This window comes from Methylobacterium sp. Gmos1, assembly GCF_053764715.1.
On record NZ_JBSNCC010000001.1, the window covers coordinates 612,393 to 636,696 of the forward strand.

The following is a 24,304-nucleotide window of genomic DNA, read 5'->3' on the forward strand; positions in this document are numbered from 1 at the left end:
CAAAATGCTCTAGAACAGGGTCTCTAACGGTCGGCGACCCCGGTGGCTGGCCCACCGGCCGGCTCGGACGCCCCGCTGGCCCGTGACTCGCATGAGCCGCAAGCCTCTCTTAAGTGAGCCGGTTCACGATCCAACACGGGTGGCCCGTCCGGCCGCCCGGCTAAGGTAGATCAGGATGCCCCCAGTCAGGATGCGCCCCGCCCCCGGCCTCGTCTGCCCCGTCAGCGCCACCCTGCGCACCGACGCGGCGCCCTTCGGCCGAGCGGAGGCGGGCGGTCCCGAAGTGGCGTCCTTCGTGCTCGACAACGGCCTCGACGTGGTGGTGGTGCCAGACCACCGCGCGCCGGTCGTCACCCACATGGTCTGGTACCGCAACGGCTCGGCGGATGATCCGCTCGGCCAGTCCGGCATCGCCCACTTCCTCGAGCACCTGATGTTCAAGGGCACCGAGGCCCATCCAGTCGGCGCCTTCTCGAAGGCGGTGTCGAGCCTAGGCGGCCAGGAGAACGCCTTCACGTCGTTCGACTACACCGCCTACTTCCAGCGCGTGGCGCGTGAGAACCTGAAGACCATGATGAGCTTCGAGGCGGACCGGATGACCGGCCTGATCCTCGACGACGCCGTGGTGGCGCCCGAGCGCGACGTGGTGCTGGAGGAGCGCCGGATGCGGGTCGAGACCGACCCGGCGGCGCAGCTCTCCGAGGCGATGGCGGCCTCGCTCTTCGTGCACCATCCCTACGGCATCCCGATCATCGGCTGGATGCACGAGATCGAGGAGTTGAACCGCACCCACGCCCTCGACTATTACCGCCGCTTCTACACCCCGGAGAACGCCATCCTGGTGGTCGCCGGCGACGTGACGGCCGACGAGGTCCGGCGGCTGGCCGACGACACCTACGGCGTGGTGACGCCGCGCGGCGCCCGGCCGCAGCGGGTGCGGCCGCGGGAGCCGGAGCCCCGCGCCGCGCGCCGTCTCAGCGTCGCCGACCCGAAGGTCGAGCAGCCGACCCTGCAGCGGCTCTACCTCACCCCGTCCTGCATCACCGCCCGCGACGGCGAGAGCCACGCCCTGGAGCTGCTCGCCGAGGTGCTGGGCGGCGGGCCGACCTCCTACCTCTACCGCAGCCTGGTGCTGGAGCAGGGCGTCGCGGTGAATGCCGGCGCCTGGTACATGGGCTCGGCGATCGACGACACCCGCTTCTCGGTCTACGCCGTGCCGGCGGAGGGCGTGAGCCTCGAGAAGCTGGAAGAGGCCCTCGACCGGGCGCTCGCCCGCGCGCCCTCCGAGGCGCTGTCGGCCACCGCGATCGAGCGGGCGAAGACCCGCCTCGTCGCCGAGACGGTCTACTCCTCCGACAGCCAGTCGTCGCTCGCGCGCATCTTCGGCTCGGCGCTCGCCATCGGCGAGAGCATCGAGGAGGTGCGGCGCTGGCCCTCCGAGATCGAGGCGGTGCAGGCCGCCCATCTGGCGGCGGTGGCGGAGCGCTACCTGGTGCCGGCCCGCTCGGTCACCGGCTACCTGACCAAGGGACCTGCGGCGGGACCTGCGGCCGCGGCCTGACCCCTCCGCCATGACACCGCCCGGGGCGCTCTCGCGCCGCCGGGCGGACTTCTTTCTTCCAAGACACAACAAGAGGTCCTCATGACCCCGGCCGACGCCGTCTCCCGCACTGCCGCCCCGTCGTCCTCGACGTCGTCCTCGCCGACCCAGGCGCGCCCCGTCCTCTCGGCCCGCGGCATCGAGGCCTGGCATGTTGCGTCACCCATCGTCCCCCTGATCGCGCTGGCCTTCACCTTCGAGGGCGGCGCCGCGCAGGATCCCGAGGGCAAGGCCGGCACCGCCCAGATGCTGGCGCGCCTCCTCGACGAGGGCGCCGGCCCGCACGATTCCGACGCCTTCCAGGAGCGGCTCGCCGCCCGCGCCATCGAGCTGAGCTTCCATGCCGGGCCGGACGCGATCGGCGGCTCGCTCAAGATGCTGGTCAAGCACGCCGACGAGGCGATCGAGCTCCTGGCGCTCGCGCTCGCCCAGCCGCGCTTCGACCAGGCGGCGATCGAGCGGGTGCGGGCGCAGATGCTCGCCGGCCTGCGCTACCAGCAGAACGATCCCGGCGTGATGGCCTCGCGCCGCTTCTTCGCCGAGGCCTATCCGGGCCACCCCTACGGCCGGCCCTCCTCGGGCACGATCGAGAGCGTGTCGTCGATCACCCGCGACGACCTCGTGGCGATGCACCGTCGGCTCATCGCCCGCGGCCGGGTCAAGGTCGCTGCCGTCGGTGCCATCGACGAGGAGACCCTCGTGCGTGCCCTCGACGCGGCCTTCGGCGCCCTGCCGGAGGGCGGCGCACTGACGGCCGTCCCGGCGACCGCGATCACCGGTCTCGGGCGGCGCATCGTCGTCGATCTCGACGTGCCGCAATCGGTGCTGCGCTTCGGCACCGACGGCGTGGCGTGGCGCGACCCCGACTTCATCCCGGCCTACGTGCTCAACCACATCCTGGGCGGCGGCGCCTTCACCTCGCGGCTGTTCCAGGAAGTGCGCGAGAAGCGCGGCCTCGCCTACTCGGTCGGCACCTCGCTGGTGAGCCACCGCGCCGCCTCGATGACCTGGGGCTACACCGCGACCAAGAACGAGCGCGTCGCCGAGTGCCTGACGGTGATCGCCGACGAGATCGCCCGACTCACCAGCGACGGCCCCTCCGACGACGAGTTGCAGAAGGCCAAGGACTACCTCACCGGCTCCTACGCGCTCGGCTTCGACACCTCGACCAAGATCGCCCACCAGCTGGTGCAGATCGCCTTCGAGGGGCTGGGGATCGACTACATCGCCCGCCGCAACGGGCTGATCGGCGCAGTGACGCAGGCCGACATCCGCCGCGCGGCGGCCCGGACGCTGGGCGACGGCAAGCTGCTGGTGGTGGCGGCCGGGCGGCCGACGGCGATGGACTGAAACAAAGGGGCGATCCGGCGGATCGCCCCCCTTCTGCCGGTTTGCCGTTTCCCGGCCTGGACGACCGGTCGGGCCGAGGTGGCAGCCTGCCTCCATCTGGCCCGCTCTAACAAACAGGGCGCTCCGCTCCCGGACGGGAGCGGAGCGCCCTTTTTCGATTCCCACGAGCCTGACGATGAGCAGGCGTGGGAGCGACACCACGCACGCGCTCCCGGAGCGGCCCGGATCAGTGGACGCTGAGCGCCTGCAAGTCATGCGCCCACGCATTGGCGAAGGCCGCATCGCGGCTGTCGGTCAGCAGGATCGGGGCGCCGCTCGCCGAGAGCAGGGCGAACAGGTCGAGACCGGGGGTGAGGTCCGGGGCCTCGGGGAAGAGACGCTTGACCTCCTCCGAGCGCATGGCGCGGACATAGGCCACGTGACCCTCGCCGAGCGCCGCGAGCGCGCCGGGGTCGAGGGTGGTGTCGAGGTTCAGGGTGGTGTCGGACATGATGCGCCCTCCTCTCAAAGGCAGCAGGACGGTGGATCGGCCAGGCCCCGAAGCGGCCCGACGACCGGTGTGACCCCGATATGGGGATGCTCAAACGTCGTCGCGCGACCCGATGTCGATCCGTCGCACGATGCGCTCCGGCTCGGGCCGGGCGAGGTCGATCGAGAGCAGGCCGTTCGACAGGTCGGCGCCCAGCACCTCCATGCCGTCGGCGAGCAGGAACGCGCGCTGGAACTGCCGCGCGGCGATGCCCCGGTGCAGGAAGGTCCGGCTCTTGTCGTCGGCCTGGCGGCCCCGGACGATGAGCTGGCTCTCCTCCAGGGTCACGTCGAGCTGGTCGCGGGTGAAGCCGGCGACCGCCAGCGTGATGCGCAGGCGTTCCGGCTCCCGCTCGGTGCGGGGCAGGCGCTCGATGTTGTAGGGCGGATAACCGTCGTTGGCGGCTTTGGCGACGCGGTCGAGCGCCTGCTCGATCTCGTCGAAGCCCAGCAGGAACGGATGCCCGAACGGCGAAGGACGCGTCATGGTGTCGGCGAAGCCCTGTTGCGAAGGCACTTCGGTCAGATCCGAGCCCGCTCAGCGCAGCGCCCGTCGGGGCCGACCGCAACTCCGCCGGCCCAGGCAAAGATATGAGGGGCGCGGGGCGGCGCATCAAGGGGACGACGCGCGCGCGGAAAACTAGCGCTGCATCGCTCCGGTAAGGCGCTGGCTGATGCGCTCGCGCAACGCGCCCGGCAGTTCCAGGTCGACGAGGCGCCAGGTCCAGCCGCGCAGGCGCAGGCGCAGGCGGAAGCGGTTCTCGAGCGGCCGGTCGGGCGGGTAGCTCACCACCATCCCGCGAAACCCCCGCGGCTCGGCCGAGCGGAACAGGGCGAAGAGCTGGCTGATCGTCGAGGCGTGCAGGCCGAGGCCGTTCTTGCCGGACGCATCCCCGGCCTTCGGCGCCGCGGCCGTGGTGTCGCCGGGCGCCGCCTCCCGGGTGCCGCCGTCGCGGGCGAGGCCCGCGCGCACCGGCCAGCCGTCGTCGAGGAGATCGATCAGGGTCTCGGGCGTGACGAGGGATTCGACCAGAGGCTCGGCCAGCGCCCCGCTCGCCTCGGTCAGGATGGTGCGCTCGCGGGGCGACAGGTCGCGGCGGGCCGCGATGCCGTCGACGGCCGCGGCCAGCGCCTGCTTGGTCAGGGACAGCCGCAGGGTGCGGAAGTTCACCCGCTGCGCCACGGCCGCCGCGTCGTGCGCCTGCACCGCCTGCGACAGGCGGTAGAGCGCGACGTAGGGCGAGATCCCGTAGGCGACCCACAGGAGCACGACCGCCAGGCCCGCGAACCACCAGCGGGTCATGGAAAGGCGCCGGCGGTTGGGCGCACGGCGCCGGTCACGCCGGGCGCGCGAGGTGGGCGAAGGCGGCGATCACCTGCTCGTAGACCGGACGCTTGAACGGGATGACCAGCGCGGCGAGGTTCGCCAGCGGCTCCCAGCGCCAGCCGTCGAACTCCGCCCTGTGGGCGCCGCCGCCCGGCCGCAGGATGTCGATCTCGCGCTCGTCACCCTCGAACGCGAAGGCGAACCACTTCTGGGTCTGGCCGCGGTAGCGCCCCTTCCAGGGCTTGCCGGCGGCGAAGGTCGGCAGGTCGTAGGAGTACCAGCCCGGCGCCTCGGCGAGCAGGCGCACCGAGCCCGGGGCGACGTTGGTCTCCTCGTAGAGCTCGCGCAGGGCGGCGTCCCGCGGCGCCTCGCCCTCGTCGATGCCGCCCTGCGGCATCTGCCAGGCATGGGCGCCGAGATCGGCCGATTCGTGCCGCCGGTGGCCGGCGAAGACGAGCCCGTCGCGGTTGAACAGGGCGATGCCGACGCACGGCCGGTAGGGAAGGCTGGCCAGGGCGGATGCGGGGCGGTGAAGCGATGCCATGGGGTGACCTTAGAGCATTTTCCGACGAAGTGGGCACCGCTTCGTCGACGAAAATGCGGCAAAAACAAACACCTAGAGTACCCGCCGATCGCGGTGCGATCGGCGGGTACTCTAGAGCAATTTCCCTGCCTGTGGACCGACCATCCGGCAAAAATGCGGGGTGAGCGCGGTCTTGGACGCAATTCAGGGCGCGGAACGCATGGCTCGGCTCGCCGGCACCAGCAGGATGCCGCGGGATTCGAGGTCCTTCGCCCAGCGGGCGATGCGGTCGATCGAGAGCGGCTGGCCGGTGGCCGAGCCGAGCACGAAGCCCGACTTGCGCGCCGCCTCCTCCAGGCGGGCGAGTTCCCGATCGATCGCGTCCGGGCGCGGCACCGCGTCGACGACGATCTCGGCCCGGGCCGCCGGCACCTTGGCCTTGCGAGCGAGGTCGCGGGCGAGCGAGCGCGGCGAGGTGCCGTCGTCGAGGAAGCCGAGGCCGCGGCCGCCGACCTCGCGCAGGACGGGCTCCAGGGCGCCGGCCTCGCCGGTGAGGCGCGCCCCCATGAAGTTCATCACCCCGACCGCGCCCTGCACCCGGGCGAGCACGAAGGCGAGGCGGTCGAGGTTCTCGGCGGGCTTGGCACCCGCCAGCAGGGTCTGGGGGCCGGGATCGTTGTCGGGATAGTCGAACGGCTCCATCGGTACCTGCACCAGCACCTCGTGCCCGGCCTCGCGGGCGCGGGAAGCGCTGCGCGGCACGTCGGCGCCGTAGGGCGCGAAGGCGAGGCTCACCGCCGGCGGCAGGCGCTGGATCGCGTCCTGAGTCGCGGCCTGGCCGATGCCGAGGCCCGACACCACGAGGGCGATGCGGCCGGCGACCGCCCCGCCCCGTTCCAGGCCCGAGGCCTCCGGGCGGGCATAGACGTCGAGGGGCCGGGCGCCGTCCGCGCCGACCTTCGGCAGCGGGCCGTAGCGGCCGCGCTCGGAAAGGCGCGGGTCGGGGGCGGGGTTGAGCTGGATCGGGCCGTTGCCCGGCACCCGGATCACAACCGAGTTCGGCGCGCTGGTGCCGTCCGGCCGGCTCACCACGACGCCGGAGGACCGCTCGACCTCGCCGGCGCTGCGGCTCGCCGGATCGGGACGGACTGGGGCTGGGACCGGGACCACCGGCTCCGGCACCGGGGCGACCGGCGCCCGGACCTCGATCGCCGCGACGGCGTAGGGCTCGCCGGCGAGCGGATCCTCGCCGAGGATCAGGACGGCGATGAGCGCGAGCGTCCCTGCACCGAGGGCGAGGGCCGCGATCACCTTGGGCCGCAGGGCGGCGCGCCAGTGCGTGACACGGGCGGTCGCCTCGTCCCTCAGCCCGAGGGGGCGGGTCAGGATGGTGTCGGACGCGAGCGGCACAGGCGTGAGGTCCCGCGACCGTGTCGCTGCCAAAAAAGCGGAAGGCCCGCAGCGCCGGTCGTTCGACCGGTATTGCGGGCCTTCGTGGTAAATGCCGGGTTAAGGCGGGGCCTCGAGCGGCGCCCGCGTCACCGTCAGTTCGGCTTCGGGTCCGTCGCCTTGTCGGTGCTCTTTGCGGTGTTGGCGGCGCCCTTCTGCACGCCGTGCAGGAAGTCGACCGCGGCGATCAGCTGCTTGTCCTTGGCCGGGTCCGGCGGGACGTAGGCCGATGAGCCGCCGCGCTCCTCGGTATCCTTCTGCTTAAGGTGGCCCTTCAGGCCGGCCTCGCCCTTGGTCTCGTCCTTGCCCTTCAGCTCGTCGGGCACGTCCTGGAGCACCTCCTGGTCCGGCTCGATGCCCTTGGCCTGGATCGAGCGGCCGGACGGGGTGTAGTAGCGCGCGGTGGTGAGCCGCAGCGCCCCGTTGCCGCCGAGCGGGATGATCGACTGCACCGAGCCCTTGCCGAAGGAGCGGGTGCCGAGCACGGTCGCGCGCTTGTGGTCCTGGAGCGCGCCGGCGACGATCTCGGAGGCCGAGGCCGAGCCGCCGTTGACCAGCACCACCACCGGCTTGCCCTTGGTCAAGTCGCCGGACTTGGCCGAGAAGCGCTGGGTCTCGTCCGGGTTGCGGCCACGGGTCGAGACGATCTCGCCGCGGTCGAGGAAGGCGTCGGAGACCATCACCGCCTGGTCGAGCAGGCCGCCCGGGTTGTTGCGCAGGTCGATGATGAAGCCCTTGAGCTTGTCGCCCGGCAGGTCGGTCGAGAGCTTGTCGACGGCGGCCTTCAGGCCGTCATAGGTCTGCTCGTTGAACTGGGTCAGGCGGATGTAGCCGATGTCGCCGCCCTCGGTGCGCGAGCGCACCGGCTTGATCCGGATCAGGTCGCGGTTGAGCGTGACCTCGAGCGGATCCTTGGCCTCCTTGCGGGTGATCTTCAGCTTCACCGGCGAGTTGACGGGGCCGCGCATCTTGTCGACGGCCTGGTTGAGGGACAGGCCCTGGACCTGGTCGCCGTCGATCTGGGTGATGATGTCGTTGGCGAGCAGGCCGGCGCGGGCGGCGGGCGTGTCGTCGATCGGGGTGACGACCTTGATCAGGCCGTCCTCCATCGTGACCTCGATGCCGAGGCCCCCGAACTCGCCCTTCGTCTGCACCTGCATGTCACGGAAGCTCTTGGCGTCCATGTAGCTCGAATGCGGGTCGAGCGAGGTTAGCATGCCGTTGACGGCCGCCTCGATCAGCTTCCCCTCGTCGGGCTTCTCGACGTAGTCGGTGCGGATCTTCTCGAACACGTCGCCGAACAGGCTCAGCTGGCGATAGGTCTCGGCCGAGGCGGCCACCGCGCTCGTGCTCGAGAGCAGGTGGGTCTGGGTCGCCACCGTGGCCGTCCCGGCGCCCAGGACGGCTCCGAACAGGACGAGGGAAACTTTGCGCATTATCCGCGAACCTTCTCGCTTGACCCTTTGGCCCACCAAGGATCCGGGTCGATGGAGCCACCGTCTTTCTTGAACTCGACGTACAGGACGGGATCGTTCCGCCCACCGGCTCCTGCCGAAGGTGCGGAGCCCGTGTCTCCCATCACGGCGACCGGCTCCCCCGCGAGCACGAACTGACCGACCTCGACGTTGATCTGGTCCATGCCCGCCAGGAGGAGATAGTAGCCGTCGCCCGCGTTGATGATCAAGAGACGACCGTAGGAGCGGAACGCTCCCGCATAAGCCACCCAGCCGTCGGCCGGAGAGGAGACGACGCCGCGCGGGCGCGTCATGAGCGATATGCCGCGGCTCGTGCCCCCGGCGCCGTCGGGGCTGCCGAAGGTCCGCACCACCTCGCCGCTCACCGGGCGCGGCACCAGGCCGCGCACCTGGGGGAACGGCACCTTGGGGGAGAGCCGGGCCGGATCGCGCAAGGCGGCGGCGGCGAAGCGCTCGCGGGTCTCGCGGCTCTCGGCCTCCGCCGCCTCCTTCGCCGCACCGGCGGCGCGGCGGGCATTGGTCAGGTCGCCGTCGAGGCGATCGACCAGGTCCTTGAGCGAGCGGGCCTGGCCGGCGAGCCCCGTGGCGCGGTCGCGCTCGGCGGTCAGCCCGCTCTCGGCCTCGCCGAGACGGGCCTGGCGGGCGTTGACGAGGGCGGTGAGGCGCTGGCGCTCGGCGGCCCAGCCCTTGATGTCGCCGCGCAGGGTCTCCTGGTCGGCGGCGATGAGGCCGCGCAGGCGCACCAGCTCGGCGAGGTCGCCGGCCAGGGTCTCGGCCTCGCCCTGCAATTCGGGCACCACGGCGCCGAGCAGCATCGAGGTGCGGATCGCCGCCAGCACGTCCTCGGGCCGCACCAGCACCGCCGGCGGTGGGCGCCGGCCCATGCGCTGGAGCGCCGCCAGCACCTCGGCGATCACTCCGCGGCGGGCCTCGAGCGAGCGGCGCAGGGCCGTCTCGCTGCCCGCCATGGTCTGGAGGCGGGCCTCCAGCTCGGAGATGCGAGTCTCGGCTTCCTGCGCCTTGCGGGCGGCGTCGATCAGCGCCTGGTTGAGGCGGGCGCCGTCGCCCTTGATTTCGGCCACCTCGCGCTCGAGCCTGGCCTTCGTCTCGTTGCTGGCCTGAAGCGCGCTCTCGATCGCCCGCAGGCTCTCGGCGCGCCGGTCCTTCTCGGCCTGCGCCTTCGCCACCGGGTCGGGCTCCGGCGCCGTCTGGGCTTGCGCCGGCAGGGCGAGCGCCGCGAGGAGAAGGGCGAGGAGCGCTCGGGTCACGGGGCGCCGCGGTGATAGGGGTGGCCGGAGAGGATCGTCATGGCCCGGTAGAGCTGCTCGAAGGCCAGGACCCGGACGAGGCCGTGCGGCAGGGTGGCGGCGCCGAAGGCGAAGACCAGGTCCGCCCTGGCCCTGACACTAGGATCGAGGCCGTCGGCGCCGCCAATCACGATGGCGAGACCGGGCCGGCCGCCGTCGCGCCAGGCGCCGAGCTGGGCCGAGAAGTCGAGGCTCGTCACCGCCCTCCCCCCCTCGTCGAGGACGAGCGCGGCGGCGCCGGGCGGGATCGCCGCCAGGATCGCGGTGGCTTCCTCGGCGCAGCGGTCCGGCGCGCGCCGGGCCCGGCTCTCCGGGATCTCGGTGAGGTGGACGGAGGAGAAGCCGAGGCTGCGGCCGAGCGCGTCGGCGCGGCCGCGATACTCTTCGGCGAGGTCGCGCTCAGGGCCGCGCTTGAGGCGGCCCACCGCGACGAGGGCGAGCCGCATGGCGGCGGTTCCGTCCGTCTGCGCTGCGTGGAGTCAGGCTGGGTCGGGTCAGCCGGCGAGGCGGTCGGCCGGCCGGTCGGCGCCCCAGATCTTCTCGAGGTTGTAGAAGTGGCGCACCTCGGGCCGGAAGATGTGGACCAGGATGTCGCCGGCATCGATCAGCACCCAGTCGCAGGCCGGCATGCCCTCGACCCGGGGGTTGCCGAAGCCGCGGCCCTTGAACTCCTGGATCACCTTGTCGGCGATCGAGCCGACGTGGCGCTGCGAGCGGCCGGACGTGATGATCATGGCGTCGGCGATCGAGGTCCTGCCGACGAGGTCGATCTCGACGGTGTCCTCGGCCTTCATGTCCTCGAGGCAGGCGAGGGCAACCGACCTCATGTCCGCGGCCTCGGGCGCGCCGATCGTGGAATCCTGCGCCTCGGGCTGCACGGGAAGCTCGGTCTCCTGAGCTTCGTGAGAGATTGCGTCGTTCAGTGCCGGCCCCTGTCGATGAAGGCACCCGATGGCGCCACGAGACGATTGATGCCCGCGGCATGCGCGGTGCCGATGCCATTAGAGGATGACAGTGGCGAACCGATGGCGGATTTTCAAGCTGGCGCGGTGCAAATCCCGAGCGATCACCCGCGATCAGCGCGCCGGCCCGACCGTGGCAGCCCGCAACGCCGTCGAGGACAGGCTGTTGCGCGGCCCGTGCAGGAAGACCCAGGCCGGCGGCGCCCGGTCGGCGAGGGTCGGGGCGGCGGGCTCTGCGATGCGGGAGGCGCTGAGCAGGCGCGCGGCGGGCGAGGCCATCGCCTTCAGGGTGTAGCCCGGGCGGTCGATCACCGCGAAGGGCATCCGGGCGGCGATCTCGCGAAAGCCCTTCCAGCGGTGGAACGTGGCCAGGCTGTCGGCGCCCATGATCCAGACGAAGCGGACCTCCGGATGCCGCTCCGTCAGCCAGCGCAGGGTGTCGACGGTGTAGCGGATGCCGAGGCGCCCCTCCCCGAGGCCCGCCTCGAAGGCGGTGACGGCGATCCGCGGATCGGCGGCGACCGCCCGGGCCCCCGCGGCGCGGGCCGCCGCCTCGGGCAGGTGCCGACGGTCCTTCAGCGGGTTGCCGGGGCTCACCAGCCACCACACCCGGTCGAGGGCGAGGCGCCGCAGGGCCAGCCGGCTGACATGCCGGTGCCCGGCATGGGCCGGGTTGAACGAGCCGCCGTAGAGGCCGACCCGCAAACCCGGCGCGAGGGGCGGCAGGCGCACGATCACGCGCGCGAGGTCCGGACCGTGTCGCTTCGCGTCAGGCGGTCACGGGCGGATCTGCCCGGTGCCGCGCACCCGGTACTTGAAGGTAGTGAGCTGCTCGACGCCGACCGGGCCGCGGGCGTGCATCCGCCCGGTGGCGATGCCGATCTCGGCGCCGAAGCCGAACTCGCCGCCGTCGGCGAACTGGGTCGAGGCGTTGTGGACGACGATCGCCGAATCGACCTTGGCCATGAAGCGCTCGGCGGCCGTCAAGTCCTCGGTCAGGATCGAGTCGGTGTGGTGCGAGCCATAAGTCTCGATGTGGTCGATCGCGGCCTCGAGCCCGTCGACCACCCGCACCGAGATGATCGCATCGAGGTACTCGGTGCGCCAATCCTCCTCGGTCGCCGGCGTCACCCGGGGATCGACGGCGCGTGCCGCCTCGTCGCCGCGCACGGCGCAGCCGGCCTCCAGGAGGTCGGTCACCAGCGGCGCCAGGTGGGTGGCCGCGCAGGCGCGGTCGACGAGCAGGGTCTCGGCGGCGCCGCAGACGCCGGTGCGGCGCAGCTTGCTGTTGCGCACGATCTCGCGTGCCATGGCGAGGTCGGCGGCCGCGTGCACGAAGACGTGGCAGATCCCCTCCAGGTGGGCGAAGACCGGCACCCGCGCCTCGTCCTGCACCCGGGCGACCAAGCTCTTGCCGCCGCGGGGCACGATCACGTCGATGGCGCCGTCGAGGCCGGTGAGCATCGCGCCGACCGCCGCCCGGTCCTTCGTCGGCACGAGCTGGATCGCGTCGGCCGGCAGGCCGTGGCGGGTCAGCCCCTCGATCATCGCCTTCGCGATCGCGGTGGCGCTGCGGTGACTCTCGGAGCCGGCGCGCAGGATCGCGGCGTTGCCGGCCTTGAGGCAGAGCGCGCCGGCATCCGCCGTCACGTTGGGACGGCTCTCGAAGATGACGCCGACGACGCCGAGCGGCGTCGCCACCCGCTCGATCGTCAGGCCGTTCGGCCGCTCGTAGGTGGCGAGCAGGCGCCCGACCGGATCGGGCAGGCCGGCGATGCTCTCGACGGCCTCGGCGATCGCCGCGACCCGGGCGGGGTTCAGCGCCAGGCGGTCGAGGGAGGCGGCGGGCAGGCCCTTGGCCTGCGCCTCGGCCATGTCGGCGGCGTTCGCCTCCAGGATCGCGGGCGCGGCGGCCCGCAGGCACGCGGCCGCCTCGCGCAGGGCTGCGTCCTTCACCGGGCCTGGGACCATCGCCATCCGACGCGCGGCGGCGCGAGCCTGCCGGCCGATCTCGCGCATCAGCGCGTCGACATTTTCGGAGACGGTCTCTTGGCGGGGTTTCAGGCTCAGCACGGACACGGTCGTCTTCCTGGCCGCCTGGGGCGGCGATGTGTCGGGCGCTCCTCATGCCACGCAGGAGCGCGCGGCGACAAGCGCCGGCGCGGGCGTGATGCGTGAGGGCGCACAATGCGCGCGACCCAAAAAAGAGAGCGCCGCCGGGACGGCCGGCGGCGCTCGCGTACGGATCGATCCAGGGAGAGGGGCGTCAGCTGTCCATCTTGAGCGCGGCGATGAACGCCTCCTGCGGGATCTCGACCTTGCCGAACTGGCGCATGCGCTTCTTGCCCTCCTTCTGCTTGTCGAGGAGCTTGCGCTTGCGGGAGATGTCGCCGCCGTAGCACTTGGCGGTGACGTCCTTCGACAGGGCCCGGATGGTCTCGCGGGCGATGATCTTGCCGCCGATCGCCGCCTGGACCGGAATCTGGAACAGGTGGCGCGGGATCAGGTCCTTGAGCTTCTCGCACATCGCCCGGCCGCGATGCTCGGCGCGGGTGCGGTGGACCAGCATCGAGAGCGCGTCGACCGGCTCGGCATTGACCAGGATCGACATCTTCACCAGATCACCCTCGCGGTAATCCGAGATGTGGTAGTCGAACGAGGCGTAGCCCTTCGAGATCGACTTCAGGCGATCGTAGAAATCGAACACCACCTCGTTGAGCGGCAGGTCGTAGACGACCATGGCGCGCTTGCCGACGTAGTTGAGGTCGATCTGGGTGCCGCGCCGGTCCTGGCACAGCTTGAGCACGCCGCCGAGATACTCGTCCGGGGTCAAGATCGTGGCGCGGATCCACGGCTCCTCGATCGAGGCGATCTTCATCACGTCGGGCATGTCGGCCGGGTTGTGCAGCTCCTTCTGCTCCCCGTCTTGCATGTTGAGGTGGTAGACCACGCTCGGTGCGGTCGAGATCAGGTCGAGGTTGAACTCGCGCTCCAGCCGCTCCTGGATGATCTCGAGGTGGAGAAGGCCGAGGAAGCCGCAGCGGAAACCGAAGCCGAGCGCGGCGGACGTCTCCATCTCGTAGGAGAACGAGGCGTCGTTGAGCCGGAGCTTGCCCATCGCGCCGCGCAAGCTCTCGAAGTCGGCGGCATCGACCGGGAAGAGGCCGCAGAACACCACCGGCTGCACCGGCTTGAAGCCCGGCATCGCCTCCTTGGTCTGGCGCTTGTCCTCGGTGATGGTGTCGCCGACGCGGGTATCGGCCACTTCCTTGATCGAGCCGGTGAAGAAGCCGACCTCGCCGGGGCCGAGCTCGGCCTTGTCCTGCATCTTCGGCCGGAACACGCCGAGACGCTCGACGCCGTAGGCCGCATCCGCGCCCATCATGCGGATCGTCATGCCCTTCTTGAGCACGCCGTCGACGATGCGCACGAGGACCACGACGCCGAGATAGACGTCGTACCAGGAATCGACCAGCAGCGCCTTCAGCGGCGCGCTCCGGTCGCCCTTCGGCGGCGGCAGGCGGGTGACGATCGCCTCCAGCACCGCCTCGATGTTGATGCCGGTCTTGGCCGAGATCGGCACCGCGTCCTTGGCGTCGATGCCGATCACCTCCTCGATCTGGTCCTTGACCCGGTCGGGCTCGGCCGCCGGCAGGTCGATCTTGTTGAGGACCGGGACGATCTCGTGGTTGGCATCGAGGGCCTGGTAGACGTTGGCGAGCGTCTGCGCCTCGACGCCCTGGGAGGCGTCGACGACGAGCAAAGACCCCTCGCAGGCGGCGAGCGAGCGCGAGACCTCGTAGGCGAAGTCGACGTGGCCGGGCGTGTCCATCAGGTTGAGGACGTAGTCGCGCCCGTCCTGCGCCTTGTATTCCAGGCGCACGGTCTGCGCCTTGATGGTGATGCCGCGCTCCTTCTCGATGTCCATCGAGTCGAGCATCTGCTCGCTCATGTCGCGCGCCGCGACCGCGCCGGTGATCTGGATCAGCCGGTCGGCCAGCGTCGACTTGCCGTGGTCGATATGGGCGACGATCGAGAAGTTGCGGATGTTGTCGATGGGGGACGCGGTCATCGTGGGGCTGTCTCCGGCGCACGGGCGCGGCGATGCGCGGGGCGCACGGCGTAAGGGAAAAGTCGCCCGGAGATAGCAGCGGCACCCCGCCGCGCCAAGACGGCGGCCGGACGCACGCGATTCTTGCTGCGCAGCCTGCGCAGATGCGGAAGGAGGACCAGCGTGCTCGATCCCTCCCCCCTCTGCGGGGGAGGGTGGCCGGCGGAGCCGGGCGGGAGAGGGGCAGCGCGACGTTGATCCAGTGAGCGCCCTTCAATCAAGCGCGCGACCTCTCCGGAAGCGTGGCTCCCCTCTCCCGGCTCGCTCCGCTCGCCACCCTCCCCCGCAGAGGGGGGAGGGTTCAGGCGCACCGGCCGTCGCTCCTACACCGCGCAGCCTGTTGTATCGTGTGCCGTGGGAGACACCTCAAGGAATGTTCGAGACGCACTACGGTCAAAAGGGAGCACAGCCCAGCACTCACCCTTAGCGAGTCTCACGCCCCCAGCCGGTCCGCCACGTCCTCCGCCAGCGACAGGCTCGAGGTCAGGCCCGGGCTCTCGATGCCGAACAGGTGCACCAGCCCCGGCAGCCCGTGCTCGGCCGGGCCGTCGATCAGGAAGTCGGCCGCCCCCTCCCCCGGGCCGGACAGCTTCGGGCGGATGCCCGCGTAGTCGGGCACCAGCGCCCCGTCGGGGAGAGCGGGCCAGTAGCGGCGGATCGCGGCGTAGAACAGGGCGCCGCGGCCGGGATCGACCTCGTAGTCGGGCGCGTCGATCCACTCGACGTCGGGGCCGAAGCGCATCCGGCCGGCAAGATCGAGGGTGAGGTGGATGCCCAGCCCCCCCTCGACGGGCGCCGGGTAGATCAGCCGCGAGAAGGCCGGCCGGCCGGTGCAGCCGAAATAGTTGCCCTTGGCGAGCACCAGGCGCGGCACCCGGGCCTCCGGATAGCCCTCAGTCGCCCGGGCGAGCATCTGTGCGCCGAAGCTCGCGGTGTTGACGACGGCGTCGACCGCGAGGGCGTCGTCGCCGAAATGCGCGACCCAGCCCTCGCCCGAGCGGGTCAGGCGGTCGACGGAGGTATGGAAGGCCAGCGCCCCGCCCGCATCCTCGATGTCGCCTTGCAGCGCCAGCATCAGGGCGTGGCTGTCGACGATTCCGGTCTCGGTCGAGAGGAGCGCGGCGTTGCAGGCGAGGTTCGGCTCGAGCCGCCGGGCCTCCTCGCCGTCGAGGAGCGACAGGCCCTCGACGCCGTTCTCGACCCCTTGCGCGTGGATCGCCGCGATCTTAGGCCCCTCCGGCTCGGTCGCCGCGACGATCAGCTTGCCGATCTTCGCGTGCGGCACCCCGTGGCTCGCGCAGAAGGCGTAGAGCCGGCGCCTTCCCTCGACGCAGTGGCGCGCCCGGAGGGACCCGGTCGGATAATACATCCCGGCATGGATCACCTCGGAATTGCGCGAGGACACGCCGGTCCCGATGCCTCCTGCCGCCTCCGCCACGACCACCTCGTGGCCGCGCAGGGCCAGTTCCCGACCGATCGCGAGGCCGACCACGCCGGCACCGACGACGAGCACCATCATCGGCCGCTCCTCCCTGTTTCTTGGTTCGTGCTTCTACAACGAAAAGGGCCCCTCTCCGGGGGGAGAGGGGCCCTGAAGTTCACCGAGCGCCGGCTGTTTAAGCGGCGATCGACATGGTCGGCTCGGCGGCGCGCACGTCGGCGTCGACGTGGGCCTCGAAGCGCTTGAAGTTGTTCTGGAACATCTCGACCAGGCTCTTGGCCGTCTCGGCGAAGGCGGCCTTATCCTGCCAGGTCTTCACCGGGTACAGGATGTGCGGCTCGACGCCGGGCACCGAGGTCGGGACCGCGAAACCGAAATACGGGTCGCGGCGGAAATCCGCCTTGGCGAGCGAACCGTCGAGCGCCGCGGTCAGCAGCCGGCGGGTGACGCGGATCGGCATGCGCCGCCCGGTGCCGACGCCGCCGCCGGTCCAGCCGGTGTTGACCAGCCAGCAATCGACGTGGTGACGGGCGATCAGGTCGCGCAGCAGGTTGCCGTAGACCGAGGGGTGACGCGGCATGAACGGCGCGCCGAAGCAGGTCGAGAACGTCGCCTCCGGGCCCTTCAGCCCCTTCTCGGTGCCGGCCACCTTGGCGGTGTAGCCCGAGAGGAAGTGGTACATCGCCTCGGCGCCGGTCAGCTTGGCGATCGGGGGCAGCACCCCGAAGGCGTCGCAGGTCAGCATGACGATGTTCTTCGGGTGCCCGGCCTGGCCGGTGGCGCTCGAGTTGCTGATGAAGGGCAGCGGGTAGGCGCAGCGGGTGTTCTCGGTGCGCGAGGCGTCGTCGAAGTCCGGCTGACGGGTGACCGGATCGATGACGACGTTCTCCATCACGGTGCCGAAGCGCTCGGTGGTGGAGTAGATCTCGGGCTCGGCCTCCCGCGACAGGCGGATGGTCTTGGCGTAGCAGCCGCCCTCGAAGTTGAAGATGCCCTTCGGGCTCCAGCCGTGCTCGTCGTCGCCGAGCAGCACCCGGTTCGGGTCGGAGGACAGGGTGGTCTTGCCGGTGCCCGACAGGCCGAAGAACAGCGCCGAGTCACCCTCGTGGCCGACGTTGGCCGAGCAGTGCATCGGCATGACGTGAGCCTTGGGCAGCACGTAGTTCAGGTAGGTGAAGACCGACTTCTTCATCTCGCCGGCGTAGGAGGTGCCGCCGATCAGCACGATCTTGCGCGAGAAGTCGACCGCGATGACGGTCTCGGTGCGGCAGCCGTGCCGGGCCGGGTCGGCGCGGAAGCTCGGCAGGTCGATGATGGTCAGCTCCGGCTCGAAGGTCGCGAGGGTCTCGCGCTCCGGGCGGATCAGCAGGTTGCGGATGAACAGCGAGTGCCAGGCATACTCGGTGAAGACCCGGGCGCGGACCCGGTGGCCGACCTCGGCGCCGCCGACGAGATCCTGGGCGAAGAGCTCCTTGCCCTCGGCATGGGCGAGGAAGTCCTCGAACAGGGTCTCGAATTGCGGGCGGGTGATGCCGCCGTTGTTCTCCCACCACACCTCGTTCTCGGTGTCCGCGTCGCGGACCACGAACTTGTCCTTGGGCGAGCGGCCGGTATGGATGCCGGTCTCGGCGACCAGGGCGCCGCCGGCGGCCAGCTGGGCCTCGCCGCGCTGGAGCGCGTGCTCGTAGAGGCTCGGGGCCTCCAGGTTCCAGTTGACGCGTTTGAGGTTGCGGAAGCCGATCTTGTCGGCGCCGAACGCCTCGTTGAATACGCCGATGTCGTTCACGCCTGTTCCTCCTGGCGCCGACCGTAGGGAACCCGGCCGCCTGCCGGTCCGGATCGGGCCGATTGACTTCTACCCTCGCGTCCGGTGCGGTGACCATGCCTGTCCTAGCAGGTCGCACGTCGCCGCGCCGAGGCCGATCAACGGCCCTCGGTGGGCTGCTTTAGTAGGTGGCGAAACTTCGCGGTTCAATCGAATTCGCGTCGCGCCGCCGTGACAAGCTCGACTTTGTGTCATGAACTGGGGACGGCGCGGGCCTGGGCCGCCATCGCCACCAGGGTCGGGCGCAGGGCGGCCGGGTCGGCCAGACGCTCCGGGAAGAGCACCCGGGCGGTGCGGTCGCCGGCCATCAGGTCGAGCCCCTCCGGGTCGAACCCGGTGAGCCGCCACGGGCCCGGCTCCTCGCCGGCGAGCCGCGTGGCGTAGAGCGCGACGGCGTCGGCGTGGTCCTCGTTCATGTGGGCGACGGCGCCGGGCTCGGATTCGGCGAGCGCGTCGAGCCCGGTGAGATCGGTGAGGAGTTCCGGCGCCGTCAGCGTCGCGGCCTTGGCAAAGCCGCCGTTGAGGTGGCCGGCCCGGACGGCGAGGCGGAAGAACGCGAAATCGGGAAAATCCGCGTAGAGCGCGGCCTTCGGGTGGCGGGCGAGGAAGCGCGCCCGCACCCGCGCCGCGTCGCTGCGCCGGGCCTCACCGGTCACGGTCAGGCGCGGATGGGCGAGCGGGTCGCCCTTGCCGCCGGGGCTCAGCAGCAGCGAGCAGCGCGGATCGGCCTCCAGGTTGAGGGTGTGGGCCGAGAGGCGCGAGAGCAGCAGCAGCGGCGTTCCGTCGGCGTCCGTCGCCACGGTGACGAGGGAGGCGAAGGGCGCACCCCCCTCCCGCTCCAGGGTCGCGAGGGCGCCCGAGCGCACCTTTCGCAGCAGGGACTTGGCGAGGCCGACGGCATCGAACGGCGCCTCGGCGGCCGGCAGCGGCGCGGCCTGATTCCTCGCTCCCTCGGTCATGCCGTCCCCCCTCGCCGTGCATGGTCCCCGGACCTACCTTGGCGCCGGTGCGCGGGCCCGTCCAGGCCGCGCGACGCCGCGGCCCGCGGGATCGAATCTCGCTGCGTCTGTGGCCGCCTCGCCACGGGTGCTCGCTTTTTCGGCGCGATGGCCTTAAGGGAGTCCGAATCGTGGCGTCGCGGCCACTGTCCAGCCTTTTTCCGGACGGGGGCAGCGGCACGCGAGTTCTGCCCCGGAACCGGTTTCAGTCGGGTGGCGTTCAGCAGGGCCGGTATGTCCTGCGGGCGACGCCCGCGCCCCAGGGAATGCCCATGCCGACCATCGCCCTCGTCGATGACGACCGCAACATCCTGACCTCCGTGTCGATCGCCCTGGAGACCGAGGGCTACCGGATCCAGACCTACACCGACGGAGCCTCGGCGCTCGACGGGCTGAAGCACTCCCCGCCCGATCTGGCGATCTTCGACATCAAGATGCCGCGCATGGACGGGATGGAGCTCCTGCGCCGCCTGCGCCAGAAATCCGACCTGCCGGTGATCTTCCTGACCTCGAAGGACGAGGAGATCGACGAGCTGTTCGGCCTCAAGATGGGCGCCGACGACTTCATCCGGAAGCCGTTCTCGCAGCGCCTCCTCGTCGAGCGGGTCAAGGCGGTGCTGCGCCGCTTCGCCGCCAAGGAGGCCGGGCCCGGCGCCTCGGCCCGCGAAGCGGAGGCGGCGGCCGCCCGCTCGCTGGAGCGCGGCCAGCTGATGATGGACCCGGAGCGCCACACCTGCACCTGGAAGGGCGAGCCGGTGACGCTGACCGTGACCGAGTTCCTGATCCTCCAGGCGCTGGCGCAGCGCCCCGGCGTCGTGAAGAGCCGCAACGCCCTGATGGACGCTGCCTACGACGACCAGGTCTACGTCGACGACCGCACCATCGACAGCCACATCAAGCGCCTGCGCAAGAAGTTCAAGGTGACCGACAACAGCTTCGACATGATCGAGACGCTGTACGGCGTCGGCTACCGCTTCAAGGAAATGTAAGCCGCTTGACCAGCAGAGATTTGACCGCGTGAGCGACGGATCGGCTCTCGGCGCCGTGCGCCGCCTGCTCGCCAACAGGGGTTTCGTCGCCGGCCGCGTGCCCGGCGGCCCCGGCCCGAAGCCGTCGAGCGAGATCGACCCCGACGCCGAGGCCGCGCGCGAGCCGTTCGGCCCGCGGACGGTCCGGCGCTGGATCGCGCAGCGCTTCGCCTCGAGCCTGACCCGGCGCATCGTGGTCCTGAACCTCGCCGGGCTGATCGCGCTCCTGATCGGCTTCCTCTACCTCAACCAGTTCCGCCAGGGCCTGATCGAGGCCCGGGTGCAGAGCCTGCTGACGCAAGGCGACATCATCGCCGGCGCCATCGCGGCCTCGGCCACCGTCGACACCGACGCGATCACCATCGATCCCGACCGCCTGCTCCAGCTCCAGGCCGGCGAGGGCGGCAATTTCGGCGACGAGACGCCCTCGGGCCTCGAATTCTCCCTCAACCCGGAGCGGGTCGCCCCGCTCCTGCGCCGCCTCATCACCCCGACCGGCACCCGCGCCCGGGTCTACGACCGCGACGGCACGATGCTGATCGATTCGCGCGGCCTCTACATCCGCGGCGACCTCAGCCGCGATCCCCCGCCGAGCCGCAAGGACAGCCCGAGCCTGGTCGAGCAGGCCTGGAACGCCGTGCGCACCCACGTGCCGGGCCTCGGGCGCCCCTCTTCCGCCGACGAGCCGGGCCCCGCCGACGGGCGCACCCTGCCGGAGGTGCAGCGCGCGCTCGCCGGCGCCCGCGGCACGCTGGTGCGGCGCAACGGCCCGGGCGAGACCATCGTGTCGGTGGCGGTGCCGATCCAGCGCGGCCGCACGGTGCGCGGCGCCCTGCTGCTCTCGACCCAGGAAGGCGACATCGACAAGATCATCGCCGCCGAGCGCTTCTCGCTGCTCCAGGTCTTCATCATCGCGGCGCTGGTGATGGTGGTGCTGTCGATGCTGGTCGCCGGCCAGATCGTCGGCCCGGTCGGGCGCCTGGCCGAGGCCGCCGAACGCGTGCGCACCGGCATCAAGTCGCGCCAGGAGATCCCCGACTTCACCCGGCGCACCGACGAGATCGGCCACCTCTCGGGCGCCTTGCGCGACATGACCCAGGCGCTCTACCGCCGCCTCGACGCGATCGAGAATTTCGCCGCGGACGTCTCGCACGAGTTGAAGAACCCGCTCACCTCGCTGCGCAGCGCCGTCGAGACCCTGCCGCTCGCCAAGACCGACGAATCGCGCGGCCGGCTGATGCAGGTGATCCAGCACGACGTAAAGCGCCTCGACCGGCTGATCAGCGACATCGCCGACGCCTCGCGCCTCGATGCCGAACTGGCCCGGGCCGAGGCCGGCCGGGTCGATCTGAAGAAACTCATCACCACGGTGGTGTCGGTGGCCAACGAACGCCGGCGCCGGGGCGACGCGGCGATCGACCTCACGGTCGAGCCGGCCCCCGCCGGGATCGACGACCCGTTCGCGATCCTCGGCCACGACAGCCGGCTCGGCCAGGTGGTCAACAACCTCCTCGACAACGCGCGCTCGTTCTCGCCGAAGGGCGCGAGCGTGCGGGTGAACCTGCGACGCCGGCGAAACGCCGTCGAGCTGACCGTCGAGGATGACGGCCCGGGCATCCCGCCCCACGCCCTGGAGCGGATCTTCGAGCGCTTCTACACCGACCGGCCCGAGCAGGGCTTCGGGCAGAATTCGGGGCTCGGCCTGTCGATCTCGCGCCAGATCGTCCAGGCCCACCGCGGCACGATCCGGGCCGAGAACCGCCTCGGGCCGCTGGGCGAGGACGGCGAGCCGGCCCTGCTCGGCGCCCGCTTCATCGTCCGCATTCCGGCCCAGAGCCGCTGAGTGGGCGCCGTCCACGCCAGCTGCGTGGTGCTGGGCGAGGACGGCATTCTCATCCGAGGACCGGCGGGGAGCGGCAAATCGACCCTGGTGCGTGACCTGCTTGGCCTCGGCGCTATCTCCGGCGTCTTCGCGGCCCTCGTCGGCGACGACCGCGTGACCCTGACGCAGCGGCATGGCCGCCTCGTCGCCGCACCGCACCCGGTGCTCGCCGGGCTCCTGGAGATCCGCGGCCTCGGCCTGCAACCCGTTGACGCGACGGTGCCTTCCGCGGTCCTGCGCCTCGTCGTCGACCTCGCGGAATCCTCTCCGAGGATGCCCGAGGAGGGGGCGGAGACGATCCGTCTCCGGGACGTGGCACTGCCGAGGATGGTCCTGTCGCCGGACCCCGGCCGGGCCGCAACGGTGATGTGGCGTTGGCGCCGCCTCCGTGTCATGATGATGACCGATTGATGCGGATTTCGCCGCATTGCTCTTGCGCTCGCCTTTGCGCTGCACAAAATGGCGGCTCGGCTCCAACGGGGCGTCGGAACTCGTGTCGATGATTGGAATGGTGCTCGTCACCCACGGCCTGCTCGCGACGGAATTCAAAGCCGCGCTGGAGCACGTCGTCGGGCCGCAGGAGCAGATCGAGACGATCACCATCGGCCCCGAGGACGACATGGAGGTCCGGCGCAAGGACATCATGTCGGCGGTGTGCCGGGTGAATACCGGGGACGGCGTCGTCGTGCTGACCGACATGTTCGGCGGCACGCCCTCGAACCTCGCGCTCTCCTGCATGAACGGCGGCTCGGTCGAGGTCGTCGCCGGCATCAACCTGCCGATGCTGATCAAGCTCGCCAGCGTGCGCGACGAGGAATCCCTGGGCGAGGCGGTGCTCCACGCCCAGGAGGCGGGGCGCAAGTACATCAACGTCGCCTCGCGGGTGCTCGCCGGCAAGTAGGGTAAGGCAAGTAGGACCGGCAAGCAGGCCGGACCGGGCTCGCGGGCGCTCGATTCCCGCGATCATCGCCCTAGCTTTCCGCGGGCGCCCGGTTACCGTAACCGGCCGTTTCCCGATGATGCGCGCGAGAGCCGGACGACCGAGAGGCCGGTCCGAACCGGTTCCGAGCAGGTGCCCCCGACGATGACGCCCTTTGCCGACACAGACGACGAGGACGGCGAGCTGCCGCCGGTTCCCGAGGGCGCGAGCGCCCGCGACCTGCCGATCATCAACCGCCGCGGCCTGCACGCCCGGGCCTCCGCCAAGTTCGTCCAGACGGTGGAGAAGTTCGGCTCGGAGGTCACGGTGAGCCGGGGCGGCGAGACGGTCGGCGGGCGCTCGATCATGGGCCTGCTCACCCTCGGGGCGGCGCAGGGCACCAGCATCCGGGTCACGGCGCTGGGGCCGGACCAGGATTCCTGCATGGAGGCGATCACCGCCCTCCTCGCCAACCGCTTCGGCGAGGACGAGTAGGCGCCGCCACGCCCCTCGAGGGGCCGGACGGGATCAGGCCCGCAGGCGCATCAGGCGGCGCAGGCCCGTCCGCTCCGGCTTCGGCCGAGCGGCGCCCGCGGCCACCACCGTCACCACGGCCTCGACGCGGGCGGGCGCCGCCGGCGCCGGCCCTTGCGCCAGGCACAGGCCGGCCTGGCGCCAGATCGTGTCGTGCTGCCCGGTCGCGAGGTGCACGGCCGCCGCCACCACCTCCCCGTCCCGCCGCACGAGGTCGACGCAGGCCTGCCGCCGATGGGCGAAGCGCCGGGTCACCACCCGGAACGCCGTCGCGGCCGCCGGATCGGCGAGCAGGCTCCCGGGGCCGCGCCGCGCATCCAGCACCAGGAAATGCTCGACCGCGTCGCGCAGGCGGCCCGGATCGCGCACCCGCTCCAGCGAGGTCCGGCCGGCGGGCAGGGTCAGCGGGGCCGGCTCGGGCGTCGGCGCGTCGGCCTGGTCGGCGATCGCGAGCCGCCGCCCGGTGCCGCCGGCAGCCTCGCCGAGGGCGACCGCCAGCCCCGAATCCGGCCGCAGGTCCGGCCAGTGCAGGTCGACGAGGCGCAAGCGGGACCCGCGCAGGTGGTCGAGGGCGACGCGCAGCACCGCGGCGGCGTGGCCGGCATCGACCGCCGCCTCGGCGGTGCCGGCGAGCGGCAGGCGCCAGAGCCGGGCCCGGCCGGCGAGGCCCTGGCGCGCCGGCAGGCGTAAAGGGAGCACGCCGCGCAGCGTCGGCGCGCGCAGGCCGTCCTGCCACACCATCAGCAGGGCCAGGGTCTGCCCGTCGGCGAGGTGCTGCGCCATCGTCAGGGTGAAGTCGGGATCGGCGTAGACGCTCGGATCGAGGGCACGCGGCATCAGGCTGCGCCACGCCTCGACCTCGGGCTCGCGCAGCGAGGCGGGGTGGCGCAGCTCCGCCCGCAGACTCGCCGCATCGGCGAGACCACCCTCGATCAGCGTGAAGGACGTGCCCATCGCAGCCTCGTTCCGGGTCAACCGTCCCGGAACGGGACAGCTGCGCGGCCCCAGCGGCCGCGCCGGGCAAGACGGTTCAAGCGCCGTGCCG

General features: G+C 71.5%; 23 protein-coding genes. 7 read left to right on the top strand and 16 right to left on the bottom strand.

From position 1 onward, the window contains the following. Nucleotides 1–190: 190 nt before the first annotated feature. Nucleotides 191–1,561 (top strand): M16 family metallopeptidase, encoded by a 1,371-nt coding sequence (locus ACS5PV_RS02720; RefSeq protein WP_455393827.1) that lies wholly within the window; start codon nucleotides 191–193, stop codon nucleotides 1,559–1,561. A gap of 81 nt (nucleotides 1,562–1,642) precedes the next feature. Next, on the top strand, nucleotides 1,643–2,950 hold the full coding sequence (locus ACS5PV_RS02725; RefSeq protein ID WP_455393828.1) for a M16 family metallopeptidase: 1,308 nt from the start codon (nucleotides 1,643–1,645) through the stop codon (nucleotides 2,948–2,950). A 226-nt stretch (nucleotides 2,951–3,176) separates the two neighbouring features. Here the strand turns inward: ACS5PV_RS02725 and ACS5PV_RS02730 are convergent, their stop codons facing one another. The 15 genes from ACS5PV_RS02730 to ACS5PV_RS02800 all read right to left on the bottom strand — a co-directional run bounded on the left by ACS5PV_RS02730 (nucleotide 3,177) and on the right by ACS5PV_RS02800 (nucleotide 18,857). Continuing rightward, nucleotides 3,177–3,440: a BQ00720 family protein gene (locus ACS5PV_RS02730; RefSeq protein WP_455393829.1), complete on the bottom strand. Its 264-nt coding sequence runs from the start codon at nucleotides 3,438–3,440 to the stop codon at nucleotides 3,177–3,179. Nucleotides 3,441–3,530: 90 nt separating this feature from the next. Then, entirely contained in the window at nucleotides 3,531–3,965 is a 435-nt protein-coding gene (locus tag ACS5PV_RS02735; RefSeq protein ID WP_455393891.1) for an Hsp20 family protein, read from the bottom strand. Between the two features lie 153 nt (nucleotides 3,966–4,118). Then, a complete protein-coding gene (locus ACS5PV_RS02740; RefSeq protein WP_455393830.1) occupies nucleotides 4,119–4,781 on the bottom strand; it encodes a DUF2939 domain-containing protein in 663 nt (220 codons plus the stop codon). Between the two features lie 34 nt (nucleotides 4,782–4,815). Continuing rightward, entirely contained in the window at nucleotides 4,816–5,349 is a 534-nt protein-coding gene (locus tag ACS5PV_RS02745; RefSeq protein ID WP_455393831.1) for an RNA pyrophosphohydrolase, read from the bottom strand. Nucleotides 5,350–5,532: 183 nt separating this feature from the next. Continuing rightward, nucleotides 5,533–6,738 carry a divergent polysaccharide deacetylase family protein gene (locus ACS5PV_RS02750; RefSeq protein WP_455393832.1) on the bottom strand — a complete coding sequence of 402 codons (1,206 nt, stop codon included), beginning with the start codon at nucleotides 6,736–6,738 and terminating at the stop codon, nucleotides 5,533–5,535. A gap of 134 nt (nucleotides 6,739–6,872) precedes the next feature. Beyond that, nucleotides 6,873–8,213, bottom strand: coding sequence for a S41 family peptidase (locus ACS5PV_RS02755; RefSeq protein ID WP_455393833.1), 1,341 nt, complete (start codon nucleotides 8,211–8,213; stop codon nucleotides 6,873–6,875). After that, a complete protein-coding gene (locus tag ACS5PV_RS02760) occupies nucleotides 8,213–9,520 on the bottom strand; it encodes a murein hydrolase activator EnvC family protein (RefSeq protein WP_455393834.1) in 1,308 nt (435 codons plus the stop codon). Before ACS5PV_RS02760 ends, ACS5PV_RS02755 begins: the two co-directional genes overlap by 1 nt. Next, complete coding sequence (gene rlmH / locus ACS5PV_RS02765) at nucleotides 9,517–10,005, bottom strand: 23S rRNA (pseudouridine(1915)-N(3))-methyltransferase RlmH (RefSeq protein WP_455393835.1); 489 nt, start codon at nucleotides 10,003–10,005, stop codon at nucleotides 9,517–9,519. Before rlmH ends, ACS5PV_RS02760 begins: the two co-directional genes overlap by 4 nt. A gap of 48 nt (nucleotides 10,006–10,053) precedes the next feature. Continuing rightward, nucleotides 10,054–10,353 carry a ribosome silencing factor gene (rsfS, locus tag ACS5PV_RS02770; RefSeq protein ID WP_455393892.1) on the bottom strand — a complete coding sequence of 100 codons (300 nt, stop codon included), beginning with the start codon at nucleotides 10,351–10,353 and terminating at the stop codon, nucleotides 10,054–10,056. Nucleotides 10,354–10,635: 282 nt separating this feature from the next. Further along, on the bottom strand, nucleotides 10,636–11,259 hold the full coding sequence (locus ACS5PV_RS02775; RefSeq protein ID WP_455393836.1) for a nicotinate-nucleotide adenylyltransferase: 624 nt from the start codon (nucleotides 11,257–11,259) through the stop codon (nucleotides 10,636–10,638). Between the two features lie 39 nt (nucleotides 11,260–11,298). Next, nucleotides 11,299–12,600 (bottom strand): glutamate-5-semialdehyde dehydrogenase, encoded by a 1,302-nt coding sequence (locus tag ACS5PV_RS02780; RefSeq protein WP_455393837.1) that lies wholly within the window; start codon nucleotides 12,598–12,600, stop codon nucleotides 11,299–11,301. A 187-nt stretch (nucleotides 12,601–12,787) separates the two neighbouring features. Continuing rightward, nucleotides 12,788–14,593 (bottom strand): translation elongation factor 4, encoded by a 1,806-nt coding sequence (gene lepA, locus ACS5PV_RS02785; RefSeq protein ID WP_455393838.1) that lies wholly within the window; start codon nucleotides 14,591–14,593, stop codon nucleotides 12,788–12,790. Nucleotides 14,594–15,065: 472 nt separating this feature from the next. Further along, nucleotides 15,066–16,151: an NAD(P)/FAD-dependent oxidoreductase gene (locus ACS5PV_RS02790; RefSeq protein ID WP_455393839.1), complete on the bottom strand. Its 1,086-nt coding sequence runs from the start codon at nucleotides 16,149–16,151 to the stop codon at nucleotides 15,066–15,068. Between the two features lie 97 nt (nucleotides 16,152–16,248). Further along, entirely contained in the window at nucleotides 16,249–17,859 is a 1,611-nt protein-coding gene (locus ACS5PV_RS02795) for a phosphoenolpyruvate carboxykinase (protein WP_455393840.1), read from the bottom strand. Nucleotides 17,860–18,089: 230 nt separating this feature from the next. Beyond that, nucleotides 18,090–18,857, bottom strand: a complete 768-nt coding sequence (locus ACS5PV_RS02800) for a HugZ family pyridoxamine 5'-phosphate oxidase (protein WP_455393841.1) — start codon at nucleotides 18,855–18,857, stop codon at nucleotides 18,090–18,092. Between the two features lie 311 nt (nucleotides 18,858–19,168). Here ACS5PV_RS02800 and ACS5PV_RS02805 point away from each other — a divergent pair, with 311 nt between their 5' ends. From ACS5PV_RS02805 to ACS5PV_RS02825, 5 genes are all read left to right on the top strand, one after another. After that, nucleotides 19,169–19,885, top strand: coding sequence for a response regulator transcription factor (locus ACS5PV_RS02805; RefSeq protein WP_048430384.1), 717 nt, complete (start codon nucleotides 19,169–19,171; stop codon nucleotides 19,883–19,885). Nucleotides 19,886–20,018: 133 nt separating this feature from the next. Next, complete coding sequence (locus tag ACS5PV_RS02810) at nucleotides 20,019–21,767, top strand: stimulus-sensing domain-containing protein (protein ID WP_455393893.1); 1,749 nt, start codon at nucleotides 20,019–20,021, stop codon at nucleotides 21,765–21,767. Then, a complete protein-coding gene (locus tag ACS5PV_RS02815; RefSeq protein ID WP_455393842.1) occupies nucleotides 21,768–22,217 on the top strand; it encodes an HPr kinase/phosphorylase in 450 nt (149 codons plus the stop codon). A gap of 88 nt (nucleotides 22,218–22,305) precedes the next feature. Beyond that, a complete protein-coding gene (locus ACS5PV_RS02820) occupies nucleotides 22,306–22,707 on the top strand; it encodes a PTS sugar transporter subunit IIA (RefSeq protein ID WP_455393843.1) in 402 nt (133 codons plus the stop codon). Between the two features lie 183 nt (nucleotides 22,708–22,890). Beyond that, nucleotides 22,891–23,220, top strand: coding sequence for an HPr family phosphocarrier protein (locus tag ACS5PV_RS02825; RefSeq protein ID WP_099904387.1), 330 nt, complete (start codon nucleotides 22,891–22,893; stop codon nucleotides 23,218–23,220). A 33-nt stretch (nucleotides 23,221–23,253) separates the two neighbouring features. On the opposite strand, the gene ACS5PV_RS02830 is transcribed toward ACS5PV_RS02825, so the two are convergent. After that, nucleotides 23,254–24,213 carry a hypothetical protein gene (locus tag ACS5PV_RS02830; protein WP_455393844.1) on the bottom strand — a complete coding sequence of 320 codons (960 nt, stop codon included), beginning with the start codon at nucleotides 24,211–24,213 and terminating at the stop codon, nucleotides 23,254–23,256. Between the last annotated feature and the right edge of the window lie 91 nt (nucleotides 24,214–24,304).

Excerpts from the sequence above, each read along its gene's own strand:
- ACS5PV_RS02720 (WP_455393827.1), top strand. The coding sequence starts at position 191 with ATGCGCCCCGCCCCCGGCCTCGTCTGCCCCGTCAGCGCCACCCTGCGC.
- ACS5PV_RS02725 (WP_455393828.1), top strand. The coding sequence starts at position 1,643 with ATGACCCCGGCCGACGCCGTCTCCCGCACTGCCGCCCCGTCGTCCTCG.
- ACS5PV_RS02730 (WP_455393829.1), bottom strand. The coding sequence starts at position 3,440 with ATGTCCGACACCACCCTGAACCTCGACACCACCCTCGACCCCGGCGCG.
- ACS5PV_RS02735 (WP_455393891.1), bottom strand. The coding sequence starts at position 3,965 with ATGACGCGTCCTTCGCCGTTCGGGCATCCGTTCCTGCTGGGCTTCGAC.
- ACS5PV_RS02740 (WP_455393830.1), bottom strand. The coding sequence starts at position 4,781 with ATGACCCGCTGGTGGTTCGCGGGCCTGGCGGTCGTGCTCCTGTGGGTC.
- ACS5PV_RS02745 (WP_455393831.1), bottom strand. The coding sequence starts at position 5,349 with ATGGCATCGCTTCACCGCCCCGCATCCGCCCTGGCCAGCCTTCCCTAC.
- ACS5PV_RS02755 (WP_455393833.1), bottom strand. The coding sequence starts at position 8,213 with ATGCGCAAAGTTTCCCTCGTCCTGTTCGGAGCCGTCCTGGGCGCCGGG.
- rlmH (WP_455393835.1), bottom strand. The coding sequence starts at position 10,005 with ATGCGGCTCGCCCTCGTCGCGGTGGGCCGCCTCAAGCGCGGCCCTGAG.
- rsfS (WP_455393892.1), bottom strand. The coding sequence starts at position 10,353 with ATGAAGGCCGAGGACACCGTCGAGATCGACCTCGTCGGCAGGACCTCG.
- lepA (WP_455393838.1), bottom strand. The coding sequence starts at position 14,593 with ATGACCGCGTCCCCCATCGACAACATCCGCAACTTCTCGATCGTCGCC.
- ACS5PV_RS02790 (WP_455393839.1), bottom strand. The coding sequence starts at position 16,151 with ATGATGGTGCTCGTCGTCGGTGCCGGCGTGGTCGGCCTCGCGATCGGT.
- ACS5PV_RS02800 (WP_455393841.1), bottom strand. The coding sequence starts at position 18,857 with ATGACCGAGGGAGCGAGGAATCAGGCCGCGCCGCTGCCGGCCGCCGAG.
- ACS5PV_RS02805 (WP_048430384.1), top strand. The coding sequence starts at position 19,169 with ATGCCGACCATCGCCCTCGTCGATGACGACCGCAACATCCTGACCTCC.
- ACS5PV_RS02820 (WP_455393843.1), top strand. The coding sequence starts at position 22,306 with ATGATTGGAATGGTGCTCGTCACCCACGGCCTGCTCGCGACGGAATTC.
- ACS5PV_RS02825 (WP_099904387.1), top strand. The coding sequence starts at position 22,891 with ATGACGCCCTTTGCCGACACAGACGACGAGGACGGCGAGCTGCCGCCG.
- ACS5PV_RS02830 (WP_455393844.1), bottom strand. The coding sequence starts at position 24,213 with ATGGGCACGTCCTTCACGCTGATCGAGGGTGGTCTCGCCGATGCGGCG.